The organism is Chromobacterium sp. S0633 (genome assembly GCF_024158805.1).
Taxonomy (GTDB): Bacteria; Pseudomonadota; Gammaproteobacteria; order Burkholderiales; family Chromobacteriaceae; genus Chromobacterium.
In genome coordinates this window covers 251,498-271,927 of record NZ_JAMZGH010000004.1, presented here as the reverse complement: position 1 = coordinate 271,927, position 20,430 = coordinate 251,498, and the positions used below count along the sequence as shown (strand labels likewise).

Annotated in this window: 18 protein-coding genes; 6 read left to right on the top strand and 12 right to left on the bottom strand. The window is 65.4% G+C overall.

The genetic code is table 11. From position 1 onward, the window contains the following. Positions 1 to 549: 549 nt before the first annotated feature. Entirely contained in the window at positions 550 to 2,259 is a 1,710-nt protein-coding gene (locus NK214_RS04770; protein ID WP_107798270.1) for a potassium/proton antiporter, read from the top strand. Here the strand turns inward: NK214_RS04770 and NK214_RS04765 are convergent. Together NK214_RS04765 and cysK are read right to left on the bottom strand one after the other, a co-directional pair. Continuing rightward, a complete protein-coding gene (locus NK214_RS04765; RefSeq protein WP_107798269.1) occupies positions 2,251 to 3,123 on the bottom strand; it encodes an ATP-binding protein in 873 nt (290 codons plus the stop codon). The genes NK214_RS04770 and NK214_RS04765 overlap by 9 nt on opposite strands. 90 nt (positions 3,124 to 3,213) lie before the next feature. Then, positions 3,214 to 4,149: a cysteine synthase A gene (gene cysK / locus NK214_RS04760; protein WP_107798268.1), complete on the bottom strand. Its 936-nt coding sequence runs from the start codon at positions 4,147 to 4,149 to the stop codon at positions 3,214 to 3,216. A gap of 194 nt (positions 4,150 to 4,343) precedes the next feature. On the opposite strand from cysK, the gene NK214_RS04755 reads away from it, so the two are divergent. Beyond that, positions 4,344 to 5,219, top strand: coding sequence for an ion transporter (locus tag NK214_RS04755; RefSeq protein WP_107798267.1), 876 nt, complete (start codon positions 4,344 to 4,346; stop codon positions 5,217 to 5,219). On the opposite strand, the gene NK214_RS04750 is transcribed toward NK214_RS04755, so the two are convergent. From NK214_RS04750 to NK214_RS04735, 4 genes are all read right to left on the bottom strand, one after another. Beyond that, positions 5,212 to 5,736, bottom strand: a complete 525-nt coding sequence (locus tag NK214_RS04750) for an O-acetyl-ADP-ribose deacetylase (RefSeq protein WP_107798266.1) — start codon at positions 5,734 to 5,736, stop codon at positions 5,212 to 5,214. The two genes, NK214_RS04755 and NK214_RS04750, sit on opposite strands and share 8 nt — an antisense overlap. Positions 5,737 to 5,828: 92 nt before the next feature. Continuing rightward, positions 5,829 to 7,193 (bottom strand): amino acid permease, encoded by a 1,365-nt coding sequence (locus NK214_RS04745; RefSeq protein WP_269326035.1) that lies wholly within the window; start codon positions 7,191 to 7,193, stop codon positions 5,829 to 5,831. 344 nt (positions 7,194 to 7,537) lie between these two features. Continuing rightward, entirely contained in the window at positions 7,538 to 7,999 is a 462-nt protein-coding gene (locus NK214_RS04740) for a DUF4136 domain-containing protein (RefSeq protein WP_227107084.1), read from the bottom strand. A 4-nt stretch (positions 8,000 to 8,003) separates the two neighbouring features. Continuing rightward, positions 8,004 to 8,894, bottom strand: a complete 891-nt coding sequence (locus NK214_RS04735; RefSeq protein WP_253313857.1) for a LysR family transcriptional regulator — start codon at positions 8,892 to 8,894, stop codon at positions 8,004 to 8,006. A gap of 185 nt (positions 8,895 to 9,079) precedes the next feature. Here NK214_RS04735 and aceB point away from each other — a divergent pair, with 185 nt between their 5' ends. From aceB to NK214_RS04715, 4 genes are all read left to right on the top strand, one after another. Continuing rightward, positions 9,080 to 10,675, top strand: a complete 1,596-nt coding sequence (gene aceB, locus NK214_RS04730; RefSeq protein ID WP_227107080.1) for a malate synthase A — start codon at positions 9,080 to 9,082, stop codon at positions 10,673 to 10,675. A gap of 235 nt (positions 10,676 to 10,910) precedes the next feature. Next, a complete protein-coding gene (locus NK214_RS04725; RefSeq protein WP_253313856.1) occupies positions 10,911 to 12,104 on the top strand; it encodes a GGDEF domain-containing protein in 1,194 nt (397 codons plus the stop codon). Between the two features lie 63 nt (positions 12,105 to 12,167). Beyond that, positions 12,168 to 12,857, top strand: a complete 690-nt coding sequence (locus NK214_RS04720; RefSeq protein WP_107798261.1) for an SIMPL domain-containing protein — start codon at positions 12,168 to 12,170, stop codon at positions 12,855 to 12,857. 97 nt (positions 12,858 to 12,954) lie between these two features. Then, the gene (locus tag NK214_RS04715; protein WP_253313855.1) at positions 12,955 to 13,566 is read left to right on the top strand and encodes a glutathione S-transferase; all 612 of its coding nucleotides are present in this window, start codon (positions 12,955 to 12,957) and stop codon (positions 13,564 to 13,566) included. A gap of 224 nt (positions 13,567 to 13,790) precedes the next feature. Here the strand turns inward: NK214_RS04715 and NK214_RS04710 are convergent, their stop codons facing one another. The 6 genes from NK214_RS04710 to treP form a co-directional block, all read right to left on the bottom strand. Further along, complete coding sequence (locus NK214_RS04710) at positions 13,791 to 14,123, bottom strand: YnfA family protein (RefSeq protein ID WP_346774537.1); 333 nt, start codon at positions 14,121 to 14,123, stop codon at positions 13,791 to 13,793. Between the two features lie 25 nt (positions 14,124 to 14,148). Further along, complete coding sequence (locus tag NK214_RS04705; protein ID WP_227107074.1) at positions 14,149 to 14,835, bottom strand: DUF1345 domain-containing protein; 687 nt, start codon at positions 14,833 to 14,835, stop codon at positions 14,149 to 14,151. A 73-nt stretch (positions 14,836 to 14,908) separates the two neighbouring features. Next, a complete protein-coding gene (locus NK214_RS04700) occupies positions 14,909 to 15,700 on the bottom strand; it encodes an arylamine N-acetyltransferase (protein ID WP_107798260.1) in 792 nt (263 codons plus the stop codon). A 122-nt stretch (positions 15,701 to 15,822) separates the two neighbouring features. Next, positions 15,823 to 17,043 carry a carbohydrate porin gene (locus tag NK214_RS04695; RefSeq protein WP_253313854.1) on the bottom strand — a complete coding sequence of 407 codons (1,221 nt, stop codon included), beginning with the start codon at positions 17,041 to 17,043 and terminating at the stop codon, positions 15,823 to 15,825. A gap of 96 nt (positions 17,044 to 17,139) precedes the next feature. Beyond that, entirely contained in the window at positions 17,140 to 18,792 is a 1,653-nt protein-coding gene (gene treC / locus NK214_RS04690) for an alpha,alpha-phosphotrehalase (protein WP_253313853.1), read from the bottom strand. Positions 18,793 to 18,808: 16 nt separating this feature from the next. Continuing rightward, a complete protein-coding gene (gene treP / locus NK214_RS04685) occupies positions 18,809 to 20,239 on the bottom strand; it encodes a PTS system trehalose-specific EIIBC component (RefSeq protein WP_107798257.1) in 1,431 nt (476 codons plus the stop codon). Positions 20,240 to 20,430 lie beyond the last annotated feature (191 nt).

Genomic DNA, 20,430 nt, shown 5'->3' with positions numbered 1-20,430 from the left:
CGGCCTTGAACGCGGCAACCCGCGTCTTTGTAAGGAATGCTATTGAGCAAAACCCAACCCGGTCCATAGGAGAATTGCGAGCACACCAGATGGCCGTCGGACTTGCTTTCCCATAGGTACCAAGGAGCCATGGAAGCAAAAGCCATCCAGGACACGCTAAGACCCGCCACCAGCAGGGCAATTTTACGGATAGTCATACTCACCTCAATAATTATTTATCATTTAAATACAAACAAAAAATGCATAATTAATATACATTAATTTAAGCATTAAAATAACTGTTTCGTCATATCTTTGGCAGTATTAACACCCCAAATAAAATGATCACGCCCCGTTAGAGCGCAAAAATTAACGGATTGCCCGTTTCAAGCACGGCCGATAAGCCTCAAAGTGTTACCATTAGCTCCGTAAACCTGCGAAATCTGCACATTTATCCCGATTGTCATTTCGTTGCCGCGTGTAGCGACACTGGGAAGGCCTTTTGCGCTCCGCCGCCGGGCTTGATCGATTTCGTCATGACCTCCCCCATCCCGCCGAAGGAGCTTGCACTTGGACACCTTAAACTCACTCATTCTGGCCGGCTCGCTGGTATTCCTCGCCAGCCTGGTGGTGTCCTCCATCGCCTCCCGCTTCGGCGCGCCGCTGCTGCTGGTCTTCCTCGCGCTGGGCATGCTGGCCGGCGAGGACGGCCCCGGCAAGATCGTGTTCAGCAATTACCAGCTCAGCTATGTGGTCGGCACCATCGCCCTGGTGGTGATCCTGTTCGACGGCGGCCTGCGCACGCGCCAGGACAGCTTCCGCATCAGCCTGAAGCCGGCCGGAGTGCTGGCCACGCTGGGCGTCTTGATCACCACTGGCGTGACCGGCCTGTTCGCCGCCTGGGTGCTGAATCTAAGCTGGCTGGAAGGCTTGCTGATCGGCGCCATCGTCGGTTCCACCGACGCCGCCGCGGTGTTCGCCCTCCTGTCCGGCCGCGGCCTGGAGATCAATCGCCGCGTCGGCAGCGCGCTGGAGATAGAATCCGGCAGCAACGATCCGATGGCGGTGTTCCTGACCTCGGCGCTGATCGGGGTCTTGGGCCAGCAGGGCCAGGACGCCGGCGTCGCCGCCATGCTGTGGCTGTTCGTCAAACAGATGGGCCTGGGCGCCTTGGCCGGCTGGGCCGGCGGCAAGGCCATGGTCTGGCTGTTCCAGCGCCTGGGGCCGCGCGGCGCGATGTTGGCCCTGTTCAGCCTGGGCACCGCCGGCGCGCTGTTCAGCCTGACCACGGCGGCCGGCGGCAGCGGCTTCCTCGCCATCTACCTGGCCGGCATCGTGGTGGGCAACGCCCGGGTGGCGGACTTGCCCAATCTATTGAATATCCACGACGGCTACGCCTGGCTGGCGCAAGTGACCATGTTCCTGGTGCTGGGGCTCTTGGTGACGCCGTCCAATCTGCTGCCGGTGGCGCCCTACGCGCTGGCGATCTCCATCGTACTGATGCTGGTGGCGCGGCCGCTGGCAGTCTGGCTGTGCATGCTGCCCTTCCCGGTGCCCAAGGCGGAAAAGCTGTTCATGAGCTGGGTGGGCCTGCGCGGCGCGGTGCCGGTGATTCTGGCCATTTTTCCGCTGATGGCGGGGCTGCCCAATAGCCAGCTCTTCTTCAACGTGGCCTTCTTCGTGGTGATGATGTCGCTGCTGTTCCAGGGCTGGACCATCGCGCCGCTGGCTGAAAGGCTGAAGTTGAAACTGCCGGCGCGGCCGGACGTGGAGCACCGGGTGCCGGTGGTCAGCGGCCAGGAAGCCCGCTATGAGGCGGCCTCCTGCCAGGTGCGCGCCGACAGCCCGGCCGAAGGCCAGCTGGCCGGCGAGCTGGCCTTGCCCAGCGGCGTGCGGCTGGCGGCGCTGTACCGCGACGAACAAGCGCTGGAACCGACGGCGAGCCAGACGCTGCGCGCCGGCGACTGGGCCTGCCTGATCGGCCCCGGCCCGGCGCTGGAAACGGCCGGCGAAGCCTTCCACCCGCCCGGCGAAGACCCCTATTACGGCTACTTCACCGTGTCCGGCCTGGCGCGGCTGGCCGATCTGGCCGACAGCTACGGCCTGAATCTGAGCGACCGCGACCGCGCCGACAGCATCGCCGACTACTGCAAGCGCGCTTGCGGCTATCCGCTGGTGGCCGGCGACGTGCTGCGGCTGGACCGGCTGGAGATGGTGATACGCGCGGCCGCCGACGGCCAGGTCAAGAGCGTGGGCCTGCGCTATTTGAAATCACAATAAGGCTTTGCGCTCCTTGGCGCCGCGCCCGGCCCAGTCGCAGGCGAACTGCCAGGCGACGCGGCCGGAGCGGCTGCCGCGCAGATGGCTCCAATGCAGCGCCGCCTTTTCCGCCTCCGCGTCCAGCTTCAGGCCGAAATGCGCCAGCCACTCGGCCGCCGCCGCCAGATAAGCGTCCTGATCGAAGGGATAGAAGGACAGCCACAGCCCGAAACGGTCGGACAGCGACACCTTTTCCTCTATCGCCTCGCCCGGATGGATTTCGCCGTCCTGCACCCAGCCTTCGCGGTTTTCGCTCATTTTTTCCGGCATCAGATGACGGCGGTTGGACGTCGCGTACACCAGCACATTGTCGACGCGGCGCGCCAGGCCGCCGTCCAACGCGGTCTTCAGCGCCTTGTAGGCGTCGTCGCCCTGCTCGAAGGACAGATCGTCGCAGAACAAGATGAAACGCTCCTTGCGTCCGGCCACCATCTCGACAATGCGGTTCAGATCGCCCAGCTGCGCCTTGTCCACCTCGATGATGCGCAGGCCCTTGGCGGCGAAGGCCGGCAACAACGCCTTGACCAGCGAGGACTTGCCGGTGCCGCGCGCGCCGGTGAGCAGCACATTGTTGGCCGGCCGCCCCTTGACGAACTGGCGGGTGTTGCGCAGCAATTGCGCGCGCTGAGCGTCGATATGGGTCAGCCGCTCCAGTTCCGGCGCGTGCGGCTCCGCCACCGCCTCCAGCCAGCCGGCCATGCCCTGGCGCTGCCAGCGGAAAGCCAATGCGCTCCAGTCCGGCTCCGGCCGCGCCGGCGGCAGCAAGGGCTCCAGGCGCGCCAGCATGGCTTCGGCCCGGGCCAGGAAGGCTTGCAACTGCTCCATGATTTCCCCTCGATGCGAAACGACAAAAACAAACAGCCTGGCAGAAAGCCGCCAGGCTGTCGATATTCGCGGCCGCGGCCGCGGCCGAACTCAGTCTGCCAGATGTTGGAACAAGGGCGTGGACAGATAGCGCTCGCCAAAGGAGGGAATCACCACCACGATCAGCTTGCCGGCGTTTTCCGGACGCTTGGCCAGTTCCAGCGCCGCCCACACCGCCGCGCCGGAAGAGATGCCCACCAGCAGGCCTTCGCGCGCGGCCACCGCGCGCGCGGTCTCCATCGCGTCCTCGTTCTTCACGCGGATGATTTCATCGTAAATGCCGGTGTTGAGGATGGCCGGCACAAAACCGGCGCCGATGCCCTGGATCGGATGCGGGCCCTTGGCGCCGCCGGACAGCACCGGCGAGGCGTCCGGCTCCACCGCCACGATCTGCACGCCGGGCTTGCGCGCCTTCAGCACTTCGCCCACGCCGGTGATGGTGCCGCCGGTGCCCACGCCGGCGACGAAGATGTCGACCTGGCCGTCGGTGTCGTTCCACACTTCTTCGGCGGTGGTGTTGCGGTGGATGGCCGGGTTGGCCGGGTTCTCAAACTGCTGCGGCATGAAATGGCTGTCCGGATTCTGCTCCACCAGCTCGCGCGCCTTGGCGATGGCGCCGCCCATGCCGTCCGGCCCCGGGGTCAGGATCAGCTCGGCGCCGTAGGCGCGCAGCAACTGGCGGCGTTCGCGGCTCATGGTTTCCGGCATGGTGATCACCAGCTTGTAGCCGCGCGCGGCGCAGACCATGGCCAGGCCGATGCCGGTATTGCCGGAAGTGGGTTCGACGATGGTGGTGTCCGGGCCGATTTTGCCGGCCTGCTCGGCGGCGTCTATCATCGCCACCGCGATGCGGTCCTTAACGCTGTGAGCCGGGTTGAAGAACTCCAGCTTGGCCGCCACGGTGGCGCCGCAGCCGTCGGTCACCCGATTAAGCCGCACCAACGGGGTGTTGCCGATCAAATCCGTCACTGCATTGGCAATTCGCATCTTTATTCTCCACAGACAGTTTTGAAGAAAACCATATTACCCAGCATCATAAACAAGCCGAGCGACGATCCAAAATATTGTTTGCTTATAATCGACAAACTTGGCAGTCTCAGCCGGCCACGCGCTCTCCGCGGCCCGGCGGCTACACTGAAACCATCGCCCATCACCCGCAGACCAAGGTCCATTCCCCGCCTATGCCCACACAGGAAACCCTGATCCCGCTCACCGGCTGGCGCCGCAAGCTCTACATCATCATTTACGAGGCAGACACCCGGCCCGGCCGCATCTTCGACCTGGCGCTGATCGTCGCCATCCTGCTGTCGGTGCTGACGGTGATCCTGGAAAGCGTGCAAAGCATACAAGCGGCCTGGGGCGTCCAGCTCAAGATTCTAGACTGGTGTTTCACCATTCTGTTCACTATTGAATACGCCTTGCGGCTGATCTGCATCCATAAACCGATGCGCTATGTGAAAAGCTTCTTCGGCGTCATCGATCTGATGGCGGTGCTGCCGATGTATCTGGGTCTGTTCATCCCGGAAAGCCGCTTCCTGGCGGATATTCGCATCCTGCGGCTGCTGCGCATGTTCCGCATCCTCAAGCTGACGCGCTATATCGGCGAGGCCAGCGAACTGAAACGGGCGATGCTGGCCAGCCGCCGCAAGATCACGGTCTTCCTGGTCACCGTGGTCTTGCTGGTGGTGATTCTGGGCACGCTGATGTTCGTGATCGAAGGACCGGAGCACGGCTACACCAGCATCCCGGTCAGCATTTACTGGGCCATCGTCACCCTGACCACGGTGGGCTTCGGCGACATCACGCCCAAGACGCCGCTGGGCCAGGCGCTGGCCAGCGTGGTGATGATCACCGGCTACGGCATCATCGCGGTGCCCACCGGCATCGTCACCGCCGAAATCGCGCGCGGCAGCGGCGCCAAGAGCAAGACCGCGGAGGCGGTGTCCGGCACCCGGCTGTGCCCGCACTGCTTCACCGAGGGCCACGACTGGGACGCGCGCTTCTGCAAGCACTGCGGCGGACAGTTGCCGCGTCCGTCCAAGGGCGAGGTCAGCTAACGCCGGCCAGCAACTGCCGGTAGCGGCCGGCCATCGCGTCGTCGAAGGCCACCAGCAACACCCGCCGCAGGCCATGCGGCTCGCGCGCCAGCCAAGCGCGCACCGTCTCCACCGCGATGGCGGCGGCCTGCTGCTGCGGATAGCCATAGACGCCGCAGCTGATCGCCGGGAAGGCGATGCCGTCCAAACCATGCCGCGCCGCCAGTGCCAGGCTGTTGCGGTAGCAGGCGGCCAGCAGCTCCGCCTCCCCGTGGGCGCCGCCCTGCCACACCGGGCCCACGGTGTGGATCACATGCCGCGCCGGCAGCCGGTAGCCGGCAGTCAGCTTGGCCTCGCCGACGCGGCAGCCGTGCAAGCTCCGGCACTCCGCCAGCAGTTCCGGTCCGGCGGCCCGGTGAATGGCGCCGTCCACGCCGCCGCCGCCCAGCAAGCGGGTGTTGGCGGCGTTGACGATGGCGTCCAGCGCCAGCGTGGTGATGTCGCCCTGCCATGCCGTCAATTCGGTCTTCGCTTCCATTGCGTCCCCTCCTCCGTCCAAGCCGCCATTATCCGCCCGCCGGCGCCGGGCGCAAAAAAAGCCGGCTGACGCCGGCTTTTTCCTTTTCCGCCTTAAGCAGGATTGTTCAACAGCGAATTGCGCCGCGAATAGCCAAAGTACACCACCAGGCCGATCAACAACCAGGCCATGAAGCACAGCCAGGTCAGCAGCGACAGCTGAGTCATCAGGAAGCCGCAGCACAGGATGGCCAGCGTCGGGATGTAGGGCACGCCCGGGCAGACGAATTTGCGCGGCAGATCGGGTTCGCGCTTGCGCAGCACGATCACCGACAGCGCGATCAGGGTGAAGGCGGCCAGGGTGCCGATGTTCACCAGCTCGGCCAGGGTGTGCAGCGGCACGAAGCCGGCCAGCAAGGCGATGATGGTGCCGATCAGCCAGGTGGCCTTGTACGGGGTGCCGTACTTGGGGTTCACCTCGGAGAAGATCTTGGGCAGCAGGCCGTCGCGCGACATCGCGAACAGGATGCGGGTCTGGCCGTAAGTCATCACCAGGATCACCGTCATCATGCCGAGGATGGCGCCCAGGTCGACGAAGCCGGCGAACCAGTCCAGCTTGGCCACTTGCAAGGCCAGCGACACCGGGTGGTCAACGCCGGCGAACTGCATATAAGGCACGATGCCGGTCATGATGGCGGCCACCACCACATAGAGCAGCGAACACACGCCCAGCGACCAGATCACCCCGCGCGGGATGTCCTTGGCCGGGTTCTTCACTTCCTCGGCGGCGCAGGTCACCGCGTCGAAGCCGATGAAGCTGAAGAACACGATGGCGGCGCCGTGGAACACGCCGGAGAAGCCGAAGGGCAGCGCCGGCTGCCAGTTCACCGGCTTGACGTGCCACACGCCGATGCCGATGAACAGCAACACCACGCCCACCTTGATCAGCACCACCACATTGTTGACGCGCTTGGATTCCTTGATCCCGAAGGCCAGCAAGGCGGTGATCACCATCGCCACGCAGAAGGCCGGCAGATTGAACAGCGTCTGCTTGCCCGGCAGCGAGCCGGCGGCGGCGGTCAGGTATTCAGGCAGGGTCACGCCGAAGCCGGACAGCAGGCTCTGGAAATAACCGGACCAGCCCACCGACACCGCCGACGAGGCCAGCAGGTATTCCAGCAGCAAGTCCCAGCCTATGATCCAGGCGATCATCTCGCCCAGCGTGGCGTAAGCGTAAGTGTAAGTGGAGCCGGAAACCGGCAGCATGGAAGCGAACTCGGCGTAGCACAGCGCGGCGAAGCCGCAGGCGAAGGCGCTGATCACGAAGGAAAGCACCAGTCCGGGGCCGGCCACCGTGGCGCCGGTGCCGGTCAGCACGAAGATGCCGGTGCCGATGATGGCGCCGATGCCGAGCATGGTAAGGTCGAAAGCGGAAAGCTCCTTGCGAAGCCCACGCGAGGTCTGAGCGGTAGCCAGCATTCCCTGGACGCTCTTTTTGCGCATCAAACTCATTTGTTTCACTGTCCCGTAACGGCCGTCCGGTACAACGACAAAGCGCCCGCTGTCCCGGCGGGCGCTTCATACTCGGATAGGGCCTGTATGATCTGTTGTGTCCTCTCCCCGCTGCTCTGTCTGTCGTTGGCTTTAAATAAACGCGATAACAAGGGCTTGCCGTTGTCGAGCGCGGTGCTTAAGCCGCCGATCCACGCAGTTCATGCCGGGGAAGAATGCGATAGTACCGCAGGGCCGGCCGCCGGCAATACGGGAAACCCCATATAGCCCGCGGCCATCAAACCCTGCGTGTCATCATAGCGCAAAACAAATCATGGCAATGGCATTAAATCTATCAATTTGCGCGCGGCGTTCTCCAATTGCTGGCGACCGTTGTCGCCGTCGCCCAATTCCTGCTGGCCCTGCCACAACATGGCGCCGTCGGCGCTGTTGACCACTTCCAGCGCCAGCGTGCGCACCGTGCGCACCTGATAGTCCGGCGACCAATACATGCCGCCGCCGTAACGCCAATCGCGCCAGCCGCCGGCGTACCAGCCGTCCGCCGGCCAATACACCTGGCGCTGCTGGCTTTGCTTGAAGCACAGCTTCCATTGCGGACGCGCCTCGTCCACCGCCGCCCCCTTCAAGACCAGCCGGTCCAACAGCCACTCGCGCATGTCCACGCCGGCGCCGGCCGACGGCAGGCAACTCAGTCCCACCGTGCCCGCGCCGGCCCAGGACGGGCCGGCCGCCAGCAGCGCCAAGAGCGCCGCCATCGCTGTTTTCATCTTCATCGCCTCAATTCCAATAAGCCGCGTCAGCATACACTGACCGCAAATAGTCGACGAAGTGCCGCACCCGCGCCGGCAGCAGGCGGCGCTGCGGCACCACCGCGCACACCGGATAGTCCGGCGCGGAGAATTCATCCAGCACTGTCACCAGCCGGCCGTCGGACAGATCGTCCTTCACCTCCCACAGCGAACGCCAGGCCAGGCCCAGGCCCTGCAAGGCCCAGTCGTGCAGCACCGCGCCGTCGTTGCACTCCAGCCGGCCGCTCACGCGCAGGTTCACCGCCTCGCCGTCGCGGCGGAACGCCCAGCCTCGGCTCTGGCTCTCGCCCAGGGACAGGCAGTTGTGCTCGGCCAGATCCTCCAAGCGGCGCGGCAGTCCGTGACGCGCCAGATAGGCCGGCGCCGCCACCACCACGCGGCGGTTTTCCGCCAGCCGGATCGCCACCAGCGAGGAATCGGCCAGGTCGGAGATGCGGATCGCGCAATCGACGCGGTCGCGCTGCAGGTCCACCAGCCGGTCCGACAGATCCAGCGTCACCTTGACGTCCGGATGGCGTAGCTGGAAACCGGCGATGTGCGGCGCCACATGCTTGCGGCCGAAGCCGGCCGGCGCCGACACCCGCAGATGGCCGCGCGCGCGGCCGCTGCCGGAAGCCACCGCCGCTTCGGCGTCCTCCAGATCGGCGAGGATGCGCTGACAGTCTTCGAAAAAGGCCGCGCCCTCCTGAGTGAGCGCCAGGCTGCGCGTGCTGCGGGTCAGGAGCTTGACGCCCAGCCTCTCCTCCAGCGCGTCTATGCGCCGGCCGATGATGGCCGGCACCACGCCCTCCTGGCGCGCGGCGGCCGACAAACTGCCCTGCGACACCACGGCGACAAAGGTCTCCAATTGTTTCAACATCCGGGCCGCCCCACGATTAGCTAACAAAAAGTAAAAGATGATATGTCTATATATGCATTTTTTTTTACGCTTTGCCTAGATAGACTAGCCAGGTCCCGTTTCACTGTCCCAGGTCCGGACGCGGGCGCCGCCCGTCCCGGCGCGTCCGCTCGCCGCCCCGTCCAACGATGCAAAGGAGTCCCAGCATGGCAGCCGCGCTTCCCCAGGGGATGGAAATCCTCGCTACGCTCACCCCGGCCTACGCCGACATCCTCAGCCACGACGCGCTGGCCTTCGTCGCCAAGCTGCACCGCCGCTTCGAGCCGCGCCGCCGCGAACTGATGGCCGCCCGCGCCGCGCGCCAGGCGGAGCTGGACGCCGGCAAGCTGCCGGACTTCCTGCCCGACACCGCCGCCGTCCGCGCCGGCGACTGGAAGATCGCGCCGCTGCCGGACGACTTGCTGGACCGCCGCGTGGAAATCACCGGCCCGGTGGACCGCAAGATGATGATCAACGCGCTCAATTCCGGCGCCAAGAGCTTCATGGCGGACTTCGAGGACTCCAACTGCCCGAGCTGGGACAACCAGATCAACGGCCAGATCAATGTCCGCGACGCCTACCGCAAGACCATTTCCTTCGCCAACCCGGACGGCAAGCAATACCGGCTCAACGCCGACACCGCCACCTTGCTGCTGCGGCCGCGCGGCTGGCATTTGATGGAAAAGCACGTCAAGGTGGACGGCGACATCGTCTCCGGCGCGCTGTTCGACTTCGCCCTGTCCTTCTTCCACAACATCGAATTCTTGCGCGGCTCGGGCAGCGCCACTTATTACTATCTGCCCAAGATGGAAAGCCATCTGGAAGCGCGGCTGTGGAACGAGGTGTTCGTCTTCGCCCAACAGGAGCTGTCCATCCCCCAGGGCACGATCAAGGCCACGGTATTGATCGAAACCATACTCGCCGCCTTCGAAATGGACGAAATCCTGTACGAATTGCGCGAGCACAGCGCCGGCCTCAACGCCGGCCGCTGGGACTACATCTTCAGCTGCATCAAGAAATTCCGCCAGAACCGCGACTTCTGCCTGGCCAACCGCGCCCAGATCACTATGACGGTGCCCTTCATGCGCGCCTACGCGCTGCTGCTGCTGAAAACCTGCCATCGCCGCGCGGCGCCGGCGATAGGCGGCATGGCGGCGCTGATTCCGATCAAGAACGATCCGGAGGCCAACGAGAAGGCGCTGGCCGGCGTCCGGGCGGACAAGGAGCGCGACGCCGCCGACGGCTACGACGGCGGCTGGGTGGCCCACCCCGGCCTGGTGCCCATCGCCGCCGAGGCCTTCGGCAAGGTGCTGGGCGACGCGCCCAACCAGATCGCCAAGCAGCGGCCGGACGTTCAGGTCGGCGCCGCCGACTTGCTCAACTTCCAGCCGGAAGCGCCGATCACCGAAGCCGGGCTGGCGATGAACATCAATGTCGGCATCCAGTACCTGGGCGCCTGGATTTCCGGCAACGGCTGCGTGCCCATCCACAATCTGATGGAAGACGCCGCCACCGCCGAGATCTCCCGCTCTCAGATCTGGCAATGGATGCGCAGCCCCAAGGGCGTGCTGGACGACGGCCGCAAAGTCACCGTCGAGCTGTTCCGCCAGCTGCACGCGGCGGAGACGGCCAAGCTCAAGGCCGAGTACGGCGCGCGCTGGACCCGCCAGTACGACGACGCGGCGGCGATGTTCGATCTGCTGACCACCTCGGACGATTTCGTCGAGTTCCTGACGCTGCCGGGATACGAATACCTGGCCTGACAGGACAAATGAATCCCGGCGGCCTCATTGTCGGGATTTGTCAGCCCGGCTGCGTAGCTTTGCGGATTGAAGAGCATGGACAAGGGCCCTATGATGGGCCGCTTGTCATAATTCACCTTGCAAAGCGCGCCCGCCTCGGAGCCTGTTCAAGCTCTGGCGCCCGCCCGCGACACAGGGCGCCGCGCTCGCCGCGCGAGCTTTCAACGCGCGCAGCGGACTTTGAACAGACTCCTACATGCAAAGCATCCTCGACTTCCAGGCCACCGTGCTCAGCACCACCGGTTACGGCCTGGTGCTGACCGCCGTCATCACGATGTTCTGGCTGCGCAACCGCGACGAGCGGGCCTTTCTGTATTTCTGCGCGGCCGGCGTCTGCGTCAGCCTGGGCGGCGTGTTCAGCCTCTTGCCCATCGGCCTGCCGCCGTGGCCGCAACTGGTGTTCAACAATCTGCTGTGGATGCTGTTCCATCCCGTCGCGCTCTGCGGCATCCGCCATCTGAACGGCAAGCGTCCGCGCGTCTGGCAAAGCCTGCTGCTGACGGCCGCCGGCATGAGCGCCTATATACTGGCCGGCCCGGCCGATATGGGACGCCGCACCGCCGCGGTCTGCCTGGTTTATCTGATCGCCTGGCTGCTGGCCGCGCGCGAGCTGTGGCCCGGACATTCGCGCATCGGCGGCGCCGGCCGCAAGATGGCGCTGACGGTCTGCCTGCTGTACGCCTTGCTGGCGCTGGCGCGCATCGTCCACGCCGGCTGGACCGGCGAGGTCTACGACGCCGACGCGATGCGCTTCACCATGCTCAGCTCGCTGGGCATGCACTGGCTCAGCTTCAGCTTCATCCTGTGCGCGCTGTACATCTGCTACGAGCGCGCGCTGGAGCGGACCCAGCACCAGGCCAGCCACGACGGCCTGACCAATCTGCTCAACCAGCGCCGCTTCCGCGAACTGGCCGAGGCCGCCTGCCGCCGCGCCTGGCGCGAGCGCAAGCCGCTGGCGCTGCTGCTCTTGGACGTGGACCACTTCAAAAGCATCAACGACCGCTACGGCCACCAGTGCGGCGACCTGGTGCTGCAGCAACTGGCCGCCTGCCTGCGCGCGGAGGCGGGCCGCGACGACATCGTCGGCCGTTACGGCGGCGAGGAGTTCGTGATGCTGCTGCCGCGCACCGGCCTGGAGGACGCGCACGCGGCCGCGCAACGCATCCTGCGCGCGGTGGACGCGCTGCGGCCGCAACCGGCCGCCGCCGCCCCGCCCTTGCGCGTCAGCGTCAGCATCGGGGTGGCCAGCACCAGCCAGCAGCCTTACGACGGCCTCTCCAGCCTGTTCCGCGCCGCGGACGGCCAGCTCTACCGGGCCAAGCGCAACGGCCGCAACCGGATAGAACTGGCCGAAGGGCAGTATGCCGTCGGAAACTTTTCTCGGGCATGATGGGCCTACACACTGCAAATCGGACTTTTCCGATCAAGACAACAATGTCATGGGAATCGACACATGAACAAACCAACTCTCTTGCTTGCCAGCCTCGGAACCCTGTTCGCCGTCAGCGCCGCCCCGGCGCTGGCCGAAAGCACCCAGCTCAATCTGTCCGCCAGCGCGCAGCGCGAAGTGGCCAACGACCAGATCAGCGCCACCTTCTACCAGCAAATGAGCAACGCCCAGCCGGCGGTGCTGGCCGATAGGCTTAACAAGGCCGCCGCCCAGGGCATTGCGCTGGGCCGCAACTACTCCAAGGTGCAGCTGTCCAGCGGCGGCTACAACACCTGGCCCAATTACGACAAAAACGGCAAGATTCAGGGCTGGCAAGGCCGGGTGGAAATCCAGCTGAAGAGCCGCGACTTCACCCAGGCCGCCGAACTGATGGCCAAACTGCAACAGAACCTGTTGCTGCAAGGGCTGCAATTCAGCGTGTCCGACCAGGCGCGCAAGGAAGCCGAGCAGAGCATGCTGCCGGAGGCCATCGCCAATCTGGAAGCCCAGGCCAAGATCGCCGCCAAGGCGATTGGCAAAAACGTCAGCAATATCAAGGAATTGGACATAGGCAGCCAGTCGCCCATCTTCCGCCCGCCGATGATGATGAAGGCCGCCGGCATGGCCGCCAACGCGGAAGTGGCCCAACCGGACCTGCAGCCAGGACAATCGCAACTGCAACTGCAAGTCAGCGGCAAGGTGGAGTTGAAGTAAGCCTTCCAGCCGCCACGGCATTGCGCTAAAGTAGTCGCTCGCCAGGCCTCGCGTCCGGCGAGCACTTCGCCAGCCATCATCCAGAACGACCCGAAACATGAAACTGATCGCCTCGTTGACCAGCCCCTACGCCCGCAAGGTGCGCATCGTGCTGGCCGAAAAGAAAATAGACTGCCCGCTGGAGGAGGACGTGCCGTGGAACGCGGATACCCGCGTCGGCGACTACAATCCTCTGGGCAAGGTGCCGGTTCTGGAACTGGATGACGGCTCGACGCTGTACGACTCGCGCGTCATCGCCGAGTATCTGGACAATATCTCCCCGGTGTCGCGCATCCTGCCGCAGGAAAACCGCCTGCTGATCGCCACCCGCCGCTGGGAAGCGCTGGCCGACGGCATCGTCGACGCCGCGGTGGCCATCGTGCTGGAAAAACGGCGCCCGGACGACAAGCAGATGCCGGAAGCGATCGCGCGCCAACGCGGCAAGATAGATCGCGGCCTGGCCGCGCTCGCCGCCGATCTGGCCGACCGCCAATGGTGCAACGGCGTGGGCTACAGCCTGGCCGACATCGCCGTCGGCGCCTGCCTGGGCTATCTGGATTTCCGCTTCCCGGAAATAGACTGGCGCGACAGCCATCCCAATCTGGCCAGTCTGCTGGAGCGGCTGATGACGCGGCCGTCCTTCGCCGACACCCTGCCGCCGGCCGCCTGAACCGCGCCGCCGTCAAAAAAAACCGGGCCAAGCCCGGTTTTTTCATGTCGCTTCGCCGCGCGCTGGATCGGCAATCCGCTCTCAGAGCCTGTTCAAAGTCTCGCGAGCAAGAGCGAGACAAGGCGAAAACGGCTGAGAAAGCGGAGTGTACATTCGGTACATGAGCATTTCGAAGCGGTTTTCAACGCCGTATCGCCGAAGCGCAGCAGACTTTGAACAGGCTCTCAGACCGGCCGCGGCGCCAGCATGATGATGGCCATCCCGCACAAGGCCACCGCCGCGCCGGCCATGTCCCAAACACTGGGCCGCACGCCGTCCACCAGCCACAGCCACAACAGCGCCACCGCCACGTAGACGCCGCCGTAGGCGGCATAGACCCGGCCCGCCGCCGCCGGATGCAGGCTGAGCAACCAGACGAAGAGCGTCAAGGCCAGCGCCGCCGGCAGCAACAGCCACCACGGCCCCTCCTTGCGCAGCCACAGCCAGGGCAAGTAACAGCCGACGATTTCCGCCACCGCGGTCAGGCCGAACAAGAGCAATAATTTCAAAGCATTCAACATGGGGTCTCGCTGCGCGCCGGCATCAGATCAGGCCGGCGGCGATATTGATCATCAAGGCCAACACCGTGGCGTTGAAAAAGAAGGACAGCACGCAATGCAGCGTGCCCACCTTGCGCATGGCGCTGGTGGTGTAGCTGACGTCGGCCGTCTGTCCGGACGTGCCTATGATGCAGGCGAAATAGAGGAAGTCGCCGTAATCCGGCTCCTCTTTGCCGGGAAACTCCAGGCCCGGCGCCAGGCCGCGCGCGTGGGCGGCGTAGTAGGCCCGCGCGTAATGCAGCGCGAACATCACGTGAATGAAGGCCCAGGAGGAAAAAATGGTCAGGATGGCCAGCGCGACGTGGACGGCGCGCGGCCAGCCGTGCAGGTCCTTGACCGCCGCCAGCTCCAGCACGATGGCGGCCAGGCTGGCCAGCGCCGCCAAAACGGCCAGCGTCATCACCAGCGTCTGCCCCTCGTCCTCCAGCCTGGCCCAATGGCGGATGTGCTGACGGCCCTCGCTGAACATCATCCAGGCCACCAGCGCCAGATAGAGCGCGGCGCCGGCGTTCCAGCCGACGATGTAGCGGGTGATCTCCCGCATCGGCAACAGCCAGGGCAGCGCCAGCACGGTCAGCAGGCCGACGGCGGCGGCGATCACCAGCCGCGGACGGGCCAGCAGCATGCGCGCCGGCGCGAACCGGCGGACGGAGCGAAACAGGGCGGACATGGCGGCGAAACTCCCGGCAATGGATCAGGGCCTCAGTGTACCTGTCCCGGCGCGGGCGGCAAGCCCTCGCCGCTCAGCCCGGCGACGCGCTAAAGCGCCGGGTGAACAGCCGGCGGAAGGTCTCGAACTCGCCCGGCGCCAGCGTCAGCCGGCATTGCCTGCCGTTGCGGGTCTCGGTCAGCGCGTCCTCGGTCAGCACCCGGCTGCCTTCGGCGGTCAGCAGGGCCATCAGCCGGCTCTTGTTGAACGGCGAGCGCGGATCCTCGGCGATACGGCGCTGGATCTCGCTCAGCGCGCCGCAATCGGCGATCTCGTCGTCCAGATCGAAACCGTAGGCGATGCGCCAGCTCTCGCCCTCCCCCGGCGGCCGCCGCTCCAGTTGCGCGAAGCCGGCGCCGGCCGGCCAAGCCACCCGGTAGTCGCCGTTGGCGGAGCGCGCCACTTCGCCGCACAGCGGCACCATGCGCAGCGGCTGCTTGAGGCCGTAGCCGCAATCCAGCAGATAGCCCTGGCCTTGATGCCACAGCAGAATGGCGACATGGGTGCCGCCCAGCGGCAACCAGTCCTGGCTGTCTTCATCGAAGATCGTCGCGCGGATCAGGCTGGCTTCCAGGCCGTTGCGGCGCAGGAAGAGATAAAGCAAGGGATTGAGTTCGTAACACAGGCCGCCTTCGTCGCGCAGCGCGATTTTTTCCAGCAGGCTGTGCTCGCTGATGGGCTCGGGCCCGCCCTGGAACAGGCTCAGGTTTTCAAACGGCAGGCTCAAGGCCGTCTCGCGCAACAAGGCGTCGATGTCCTCGAAAGCCAGCGGCCGCTGCGCGTCCCAGCCGACGCGGGCCCGAAAAAGAGCGTTGATGTCCGGCATAGTCCCTCCCGTCTAGCGTCAGACAGGCAATCTAACAGCCGCCGGACGGGATCGACAGATCAATTATCCGGGCGAGACGTTCAAAAAATTTGATGGTCCGCCCCCTTGCGCTCAAACGCCGCTCACCACCAATGCTCCAGCTGCACCCCGAAGGTGGAGCCGCTGAGCGCGTTGCCGAAGGCGCCGCCTTCGGCCAGCGTCGAGCCGGGCGCGGCCGCCTGCTGGGCGGCGCGGTTCCAGCGCGCGTAGGTGTAGAAGAAGCGCAGTTCCGGCCGGCTCCAGAACGCCTTGTCCAGCGCCAGCGTCGGCGCGATGGTGAACTTGCTCAGGGTGCGGACCTGTCCGTCGGCGGCCTTGACCCGGTCGAAACCCAGCTCGGCCGCCAGCTTGAAGCGCTCGCCGAAGGCGTAGACCGGCCGCGCGCCGGCCGACCACCAGGTCTGCCCGCCGTCCGGCCGCGCGTCGCGCTGCCAGGCCAGCATCAGCTGGCCGCCGAACTCGCGCGTGGCCTGCCAGTCCAGCGCCTCCACCAGGCGGCTGCGGCGCGCGCCGCTGTCGCTGACGAGGCTGCCGGTGCCGCCCAGGCCGGTGCCCGGTCCCACCCCGTATTGCAGCGAGAACAGATTGCGGCCGCCCAACACGCCTTTTTGCTCGTGCAGCGCGCTGAGCGACCAGCCGCTGTTCGCGCCCGCCACCTGGCCGGCGCGCTGGATGTAGCTGAGGCCCAGGCTCAGCTCGCCGCCGGGATTGACGGCGATGCCGCCCAATTGCAGATCGTGCTTATTGGCCTGATCCGCCTGCCACCAATTGTCGTTGCGCGAGAAGGCGTAGCTGAGCTTGAGCTCCCGGCCCAGCTTGAAATCCTCCAGGCCGAAGCCGGTGCCGCTGGGGTTCCAGAAATAAAAGTCGGCGATATGCACGTCGTGACGCTTGTAGTAGCGCCGGCCGGCCCACAGCGTGGCGCCGTTCAGCTGCGGGATGTCGCTCCATTTGGCGTAGGCCTGCGGTAGCCGGACATTGCCATTGTCGCCCTGGAAGGTCAGCGAATGGCCGTTGCGGTTGTACAGGCTGGCCATGCCCACCACGCTGAGCTTGCTGCCGTTGTCGGCCTGGAACAGCTGCTGGCCCAGTTCCAATTCGGCGTACTGCTCGCATTCGTTGCCGAGCCGGTACTTGGTTTCGGCGCCGGCCAGCTGGAAGCAGCTCTGTTTGCCGCCGCCGTCCGATCCGCCGGCGCCCAGGCGGGCGTAGCCGTGAAAGTCCAGCGCCTGGGCGGCGGCGGGCAGCAGCAAGGGGGCGGACAAGGCCAGCAAGGCCAGGCCGCGGGGTGCGAATTGAGTCATTGTTCTCTCCATTTCCCTTAGTTTTGGGCACAGCGCGGCCTGCCGGCCGGGAATGCCGGCAGCTCGCAGAGGATTCACTCCTCGAAAATCTGAGGCTCAGTTCAGAACGGCGCGGTACATCAACGATTCGTAAGGCCGCAGCCGCGCCCGGGCGGGATGCGCCGCCGCGTCGGCGTAATTGGCGCACAGCAGCTGCCAGGCGTGATCCGGTCCCAGGTAGTCGGCCGGCGGCGAATAGTCGCGCTCCTCGGCGCTGAAATTGCTGATCACCAGCAGCTTCTCGCGCGCCCCGGTCCGCGCGTAGACCCATAGCGCCGTATCGTCCGGCGTCAGGCAGCGGTAATCGCCGTCGCAGAAGATCGGGTACTGCTTGCGCAGCGCGATCAAACGCCGGTAATGCTGCAGCACCGACTCCGGATCGCGGCGCGCGGCGGCGACGTTCACCGTCTCCGCGTCCGGCGCCAGCCCTATCCACGGCTCGCGCCGCGAGAAGCCGGCGAAGCGGCCGTCGTCCCATTGCATAGGCGTGCGCGAGTTGTCGCGCGACTTCTGCCGGATCGCCGCCATCGCCTCTTCCCGCCCCAGGCCGTCGGCCAGCAGCTGGCGATAGGCGTTGCGGGTTTCCACGTCGCGGTAGTCGTCGATATCGGCGAAGCCGGGGTTGGCCATGCCGATTTCCTCGCCCTGGTAGATGTAGGGCGTGCCTTGCAGGCCGTGCAGCGTGGTCGCCAGCATCTTGGCGGACTCCAGCCGGTAGCGGCCGGCGTCGCCGAAGCGCGACACCACTCGCGGCTGATCGTGGTTGCACCAGAACAGCGCGTTCCAGCCGCCGCCCTCGTGCATGCCGCGCTGCCAATCAGACAGGATGCGTTTGAGCGCGATGAAATCGAAGGGCGCCGCGCGCCATTTCTCGCCGTCCGGGTAATCCACTTTCAAATGGTGGAAGTTGAAGGTCATCGACAACTCGCGCCGCTCGGGATGCGAATAGGCGACGCAGTGCTCCAGCGAGGTGGACGACATCTCCCCCACCGTCATCAGATCGCGGCCGGCGAACACCTCGCGGTGCATCTGCTGCAGGTATTCGTGCACCCGCGGGCCGTCGGTGTAGAAATGGCGGCCGTCGCTGTCGTCCTCGGAGAAGGCCGGGTCCTTGGAAATCAGATTGATCACGTCCAGCCGGAAACCGGACACGCCCTTGTCCGCCCAGAAGTTCATCATGTCGAACACCGCGCGCCGCACCGCCGGGTTGTCCCAGTTCAGATCCGCCTGGGTCTTGTCGAACAGGTGCAGATAATACTGGCCGCTGGCCTCGTCCCACTCCCAGGCCGATCCGCCGAACTTGGAGCGCCAGTTATTGGGCCGGTCGCGCCAGATGTAGAAATCCCGATAGGGATTGTCCCGGCCCTGCAAGGCCTGACGGAACCACGGATGCTCGGTGGAAGTGTGGTTGACCACGATGTCCAGCATCACCCCGATGCCGCGCAGCCGCGCCTCGGCCAGCAGCAGTTCGAAATCGGCCATGCTGCCGTAGGCCGGGTCTATGGCGTAGTAATCGCTGACGTCGTAGCCGTTGTCGCGCTGCGGCGAGCGGTAGAACGGCGTCAGCCACAAATAATCCACCCCCAGCCAGGCCAGGTAGTCCAGCTTGTCCGCCACCCCCAGCAGATCGCCGGTGGCCGTGCCGTGGTGGCTGTAAAAGCTCTTGGGGTAAATCTGGTACACCACCGCGGATTTCAAATTCTTGTTCATCGGAACGGCTTTCGTATCAGGACTGCGGCAGCTGACGGCGCGCCAATACCCAGGTCAGCGCGAACGGCGTCACCAGGGCCACCACCATGCCCACCAGGAACATCGGAATCTGCTGCGGAATGATGGAGATGAAGGCCGGCAGGCCGCCGACGCCTATCGCCGAAGCGCGCACATGGCTGAGGGTGATGGTGGCCGCCGCCAGCGCGGAACCGGCCAGCGCCGCGTAGAACGGCAGCTTGTAGCGCAGGTTGACGCCGAACATCGCCGGCTCGGTGATGCCGAAGAAGGCGGAAATCGCCGAGGTGGACGCCATGCTCCTCTCATTGCTGGCGCGCGCCAGCCAGAACATCGCCAGCGCGGCGCTGCCCTGGGCGATATTGGACAGCGCGATCATCGGCCAGATGAAGGTGCCGCCCTGGTTGGCGATCAGCTGCAGATCCACCGCGATGAACATATGGTGCATGCCGGTCAACACCAGCGGCGCGTACAAGGCGCCGAACAGCATCGCGCCCAGCACGGGCGCCAGGTTGAACACATAGACTAGCGCGTCGGTGATGGCGATGCCCAGGTGGCGCGCCACCGGACCGATCACCGCCAGCGCCAGCACCCCGCTGACCACGATGGTGACGATGGGCACCACCAGCAGCTGGACGGAATTGGGCACCCGCGGCCGCAGCCACAGCTCCACCCTGCACATCACCCAGGTGGCGGCCAGGATGGGCAGGATCTGCCCCTGGTAGCCCACTTTCTCGATGCGGAACCAGCCCAGCACATCGAAATACGGCAGCGCCGCGCCGTCCAGGCCGGCGGCGGCCTTGCCGTAGTTCCAGGCGTTGAGCAGGTCCGGATGCACCAGCAGCAGGCCCAGCACGATGCCCAGCACCTCGCTGCCGCCAAAGCGCTTGGCCGCCGACCAGCCCACCAGCGCCGGCAGGAAGACGAAGGAGGTGTTGGCCATCATATTGATCAGCCCCCACACCCCGTCCAGGCCCGGGTAGGCGTCCAGCAGGCTCTTGCCGTCGATGAACATGCCCTTGGCGCCCAGCAGATTGTTCAAGCCCATCAGCAGGCCGGCCACGATGATGGCGGGCAGGATGGGCATGAACACGTCGGAGAACACCTTGACCAGCTGTTGCAAGCGGCCCTGCTTCTGATCGCCGCTGGCCTTGACCTCGGCCACGGTGGCGCGCTGCAGCGCCGCCAGTTCGATCAAGGGCTGGTAGACCCGGTCCACGTCGCCGGAGCCGATCACGATCTGAAACACGCCGCCGTGACTGAACTGCCCCTTGATCAGGTCCACCTGGCGCAAGGCCTCCTGGTCCACCCGGCTTTCGTCCTTCAAGGACAGGCGCAGCCGGGTAATGCAGTGCGCGGCCTGCTGGAGGTTGTCGCGGCCGCCCACCGCTTCGAGTATCCGCGCGGCTATCTTCTGGTAATCGTGGCTCATCTGAGGGTCCCTGTATCTCTCGGCCGACGGTCTGCGCCGTCTAGCCCGTTATCAAACCTGGCGGCGATATTGGCAAGCGCCGCCGATGCTGATGGCACGCTAACTGGTACAGACGAGTTGTGTCAACACTCGTATAGACGAGTTTGCGCAAAATCAAACGCCCCCGTGCGTGAACGCAACAGGCGCGACGG

Bases quoted from the DNA above. Each gene is read 5' to 3' on its own strand.
- NK214_RS04765 (WP_107798269.1), bottom strand. From the start codon at position 3,123: ATGGAGCAGTTGCAAGCCTTCCTGGCCCGGGCCGAAGCCATGCTGGCG.
- cysK (WP_107798268.1), bottom strand. From the start codon at position 4,149: ATGCGAATTGCCAATGCAGTGACGGATTTGATCGGCAACACCCCGTTG.
- NK214_RS04755 (WP_107798267.1), top strand. From the start codon at position 4,344: ATGCCCACACAGGAAACCCTGATCCCGCTCACCGGCTGGCGCCGCAAG.
- NK214_RS04750 (WP_107798266.1), bottom strand. From the start codon at position 5,736: ATGGAAGCGAAGACCGAATTGACGGCATGGCAGGGCGACATCACCACG.
- NK214_RS04745 (WP_269326035.1), bottom strand. From the start codon at position 7,193: ATGCTGGCTACCGCTCAGACCTCGCGTGGGCTTCGCAAGGAGCTTTCC.
- NK214_RS04740 (WP_227107084.1), bottom strand. From the start codon at position 7,999: ATGAAGATGAAAACAGCGATGGCGGCGCTCTTGGCGCTGCTGGCGGCC.
- NK214_RS04735 (WP_253313857.1), bottom strand. From the start codon at position 8,894: ATGTTGAAACAATTGGAGACCTTTGTCGCCGTGGTGTCGCAGGGCAGT.
- aceB (WP_227107080.1), top strand. From the start codon at position 9,080: ATGGCAGCCGCGCTTCCCCAGGGGATGGAAATCCTCGCTACGCTCACC.
- NK214_RS04725 (WP_253313856.1), top strand. From the start codon at position 10,911: ATGCAAAGCATCCTCGACTTCCAGGCCACCGTGCTCAGCACCACCGGT.
- NK214_RS04720 (WP_107798261.1), top strand. From the start codon at position 12,168: ATGAACAAACCAACTCTCTTGCTTGCCAGCCTCGGAACCCTGTTCGCC.
- NK214_RS04715 (WP_253313855.1), top strand. From the start codon at position 12,955: ATGAAACTGATCGCCTCGTTGACCAGCCCCTACGCCCGCAAGGTGCGC.
- NK214_RS04705 (WP_227107074.1), bottom strand. From the start codon at position 14,835: ATGTCCGCCCTGTTTCGCTCCGTCCGCCGGTTCGCGCCGGCGCGCATG.
- NK214_RS04700 (WP_107798260.1), bottom strand. From the start codon at position 15,700: ATGCCGGACATCAACGCTCTTTTTCGGGCCCGCGTCGGCTGGGACGCG.
- NK214_RS04695 (WP_253313854.1), bottom strand. From the start codon at position 17,043: ATGACTCAATTCGCACCCCGCGGCCTGGCCTTGCTGGCCTTGTCCGCC.
- treC (WP_253313853.1), bottom strand. From the start codon at position 18,792: ATGAACAAGAATTTGAAATCCGCGGTGGTGTACCAGATTTACCCCAAG.
- treP (WP_107798257.1), bottom strand. From the start codon at position 20,239: ATGAGCCACGATTACCAGAAGATAGCCGCGCGGATACTCGAAGCGGTG.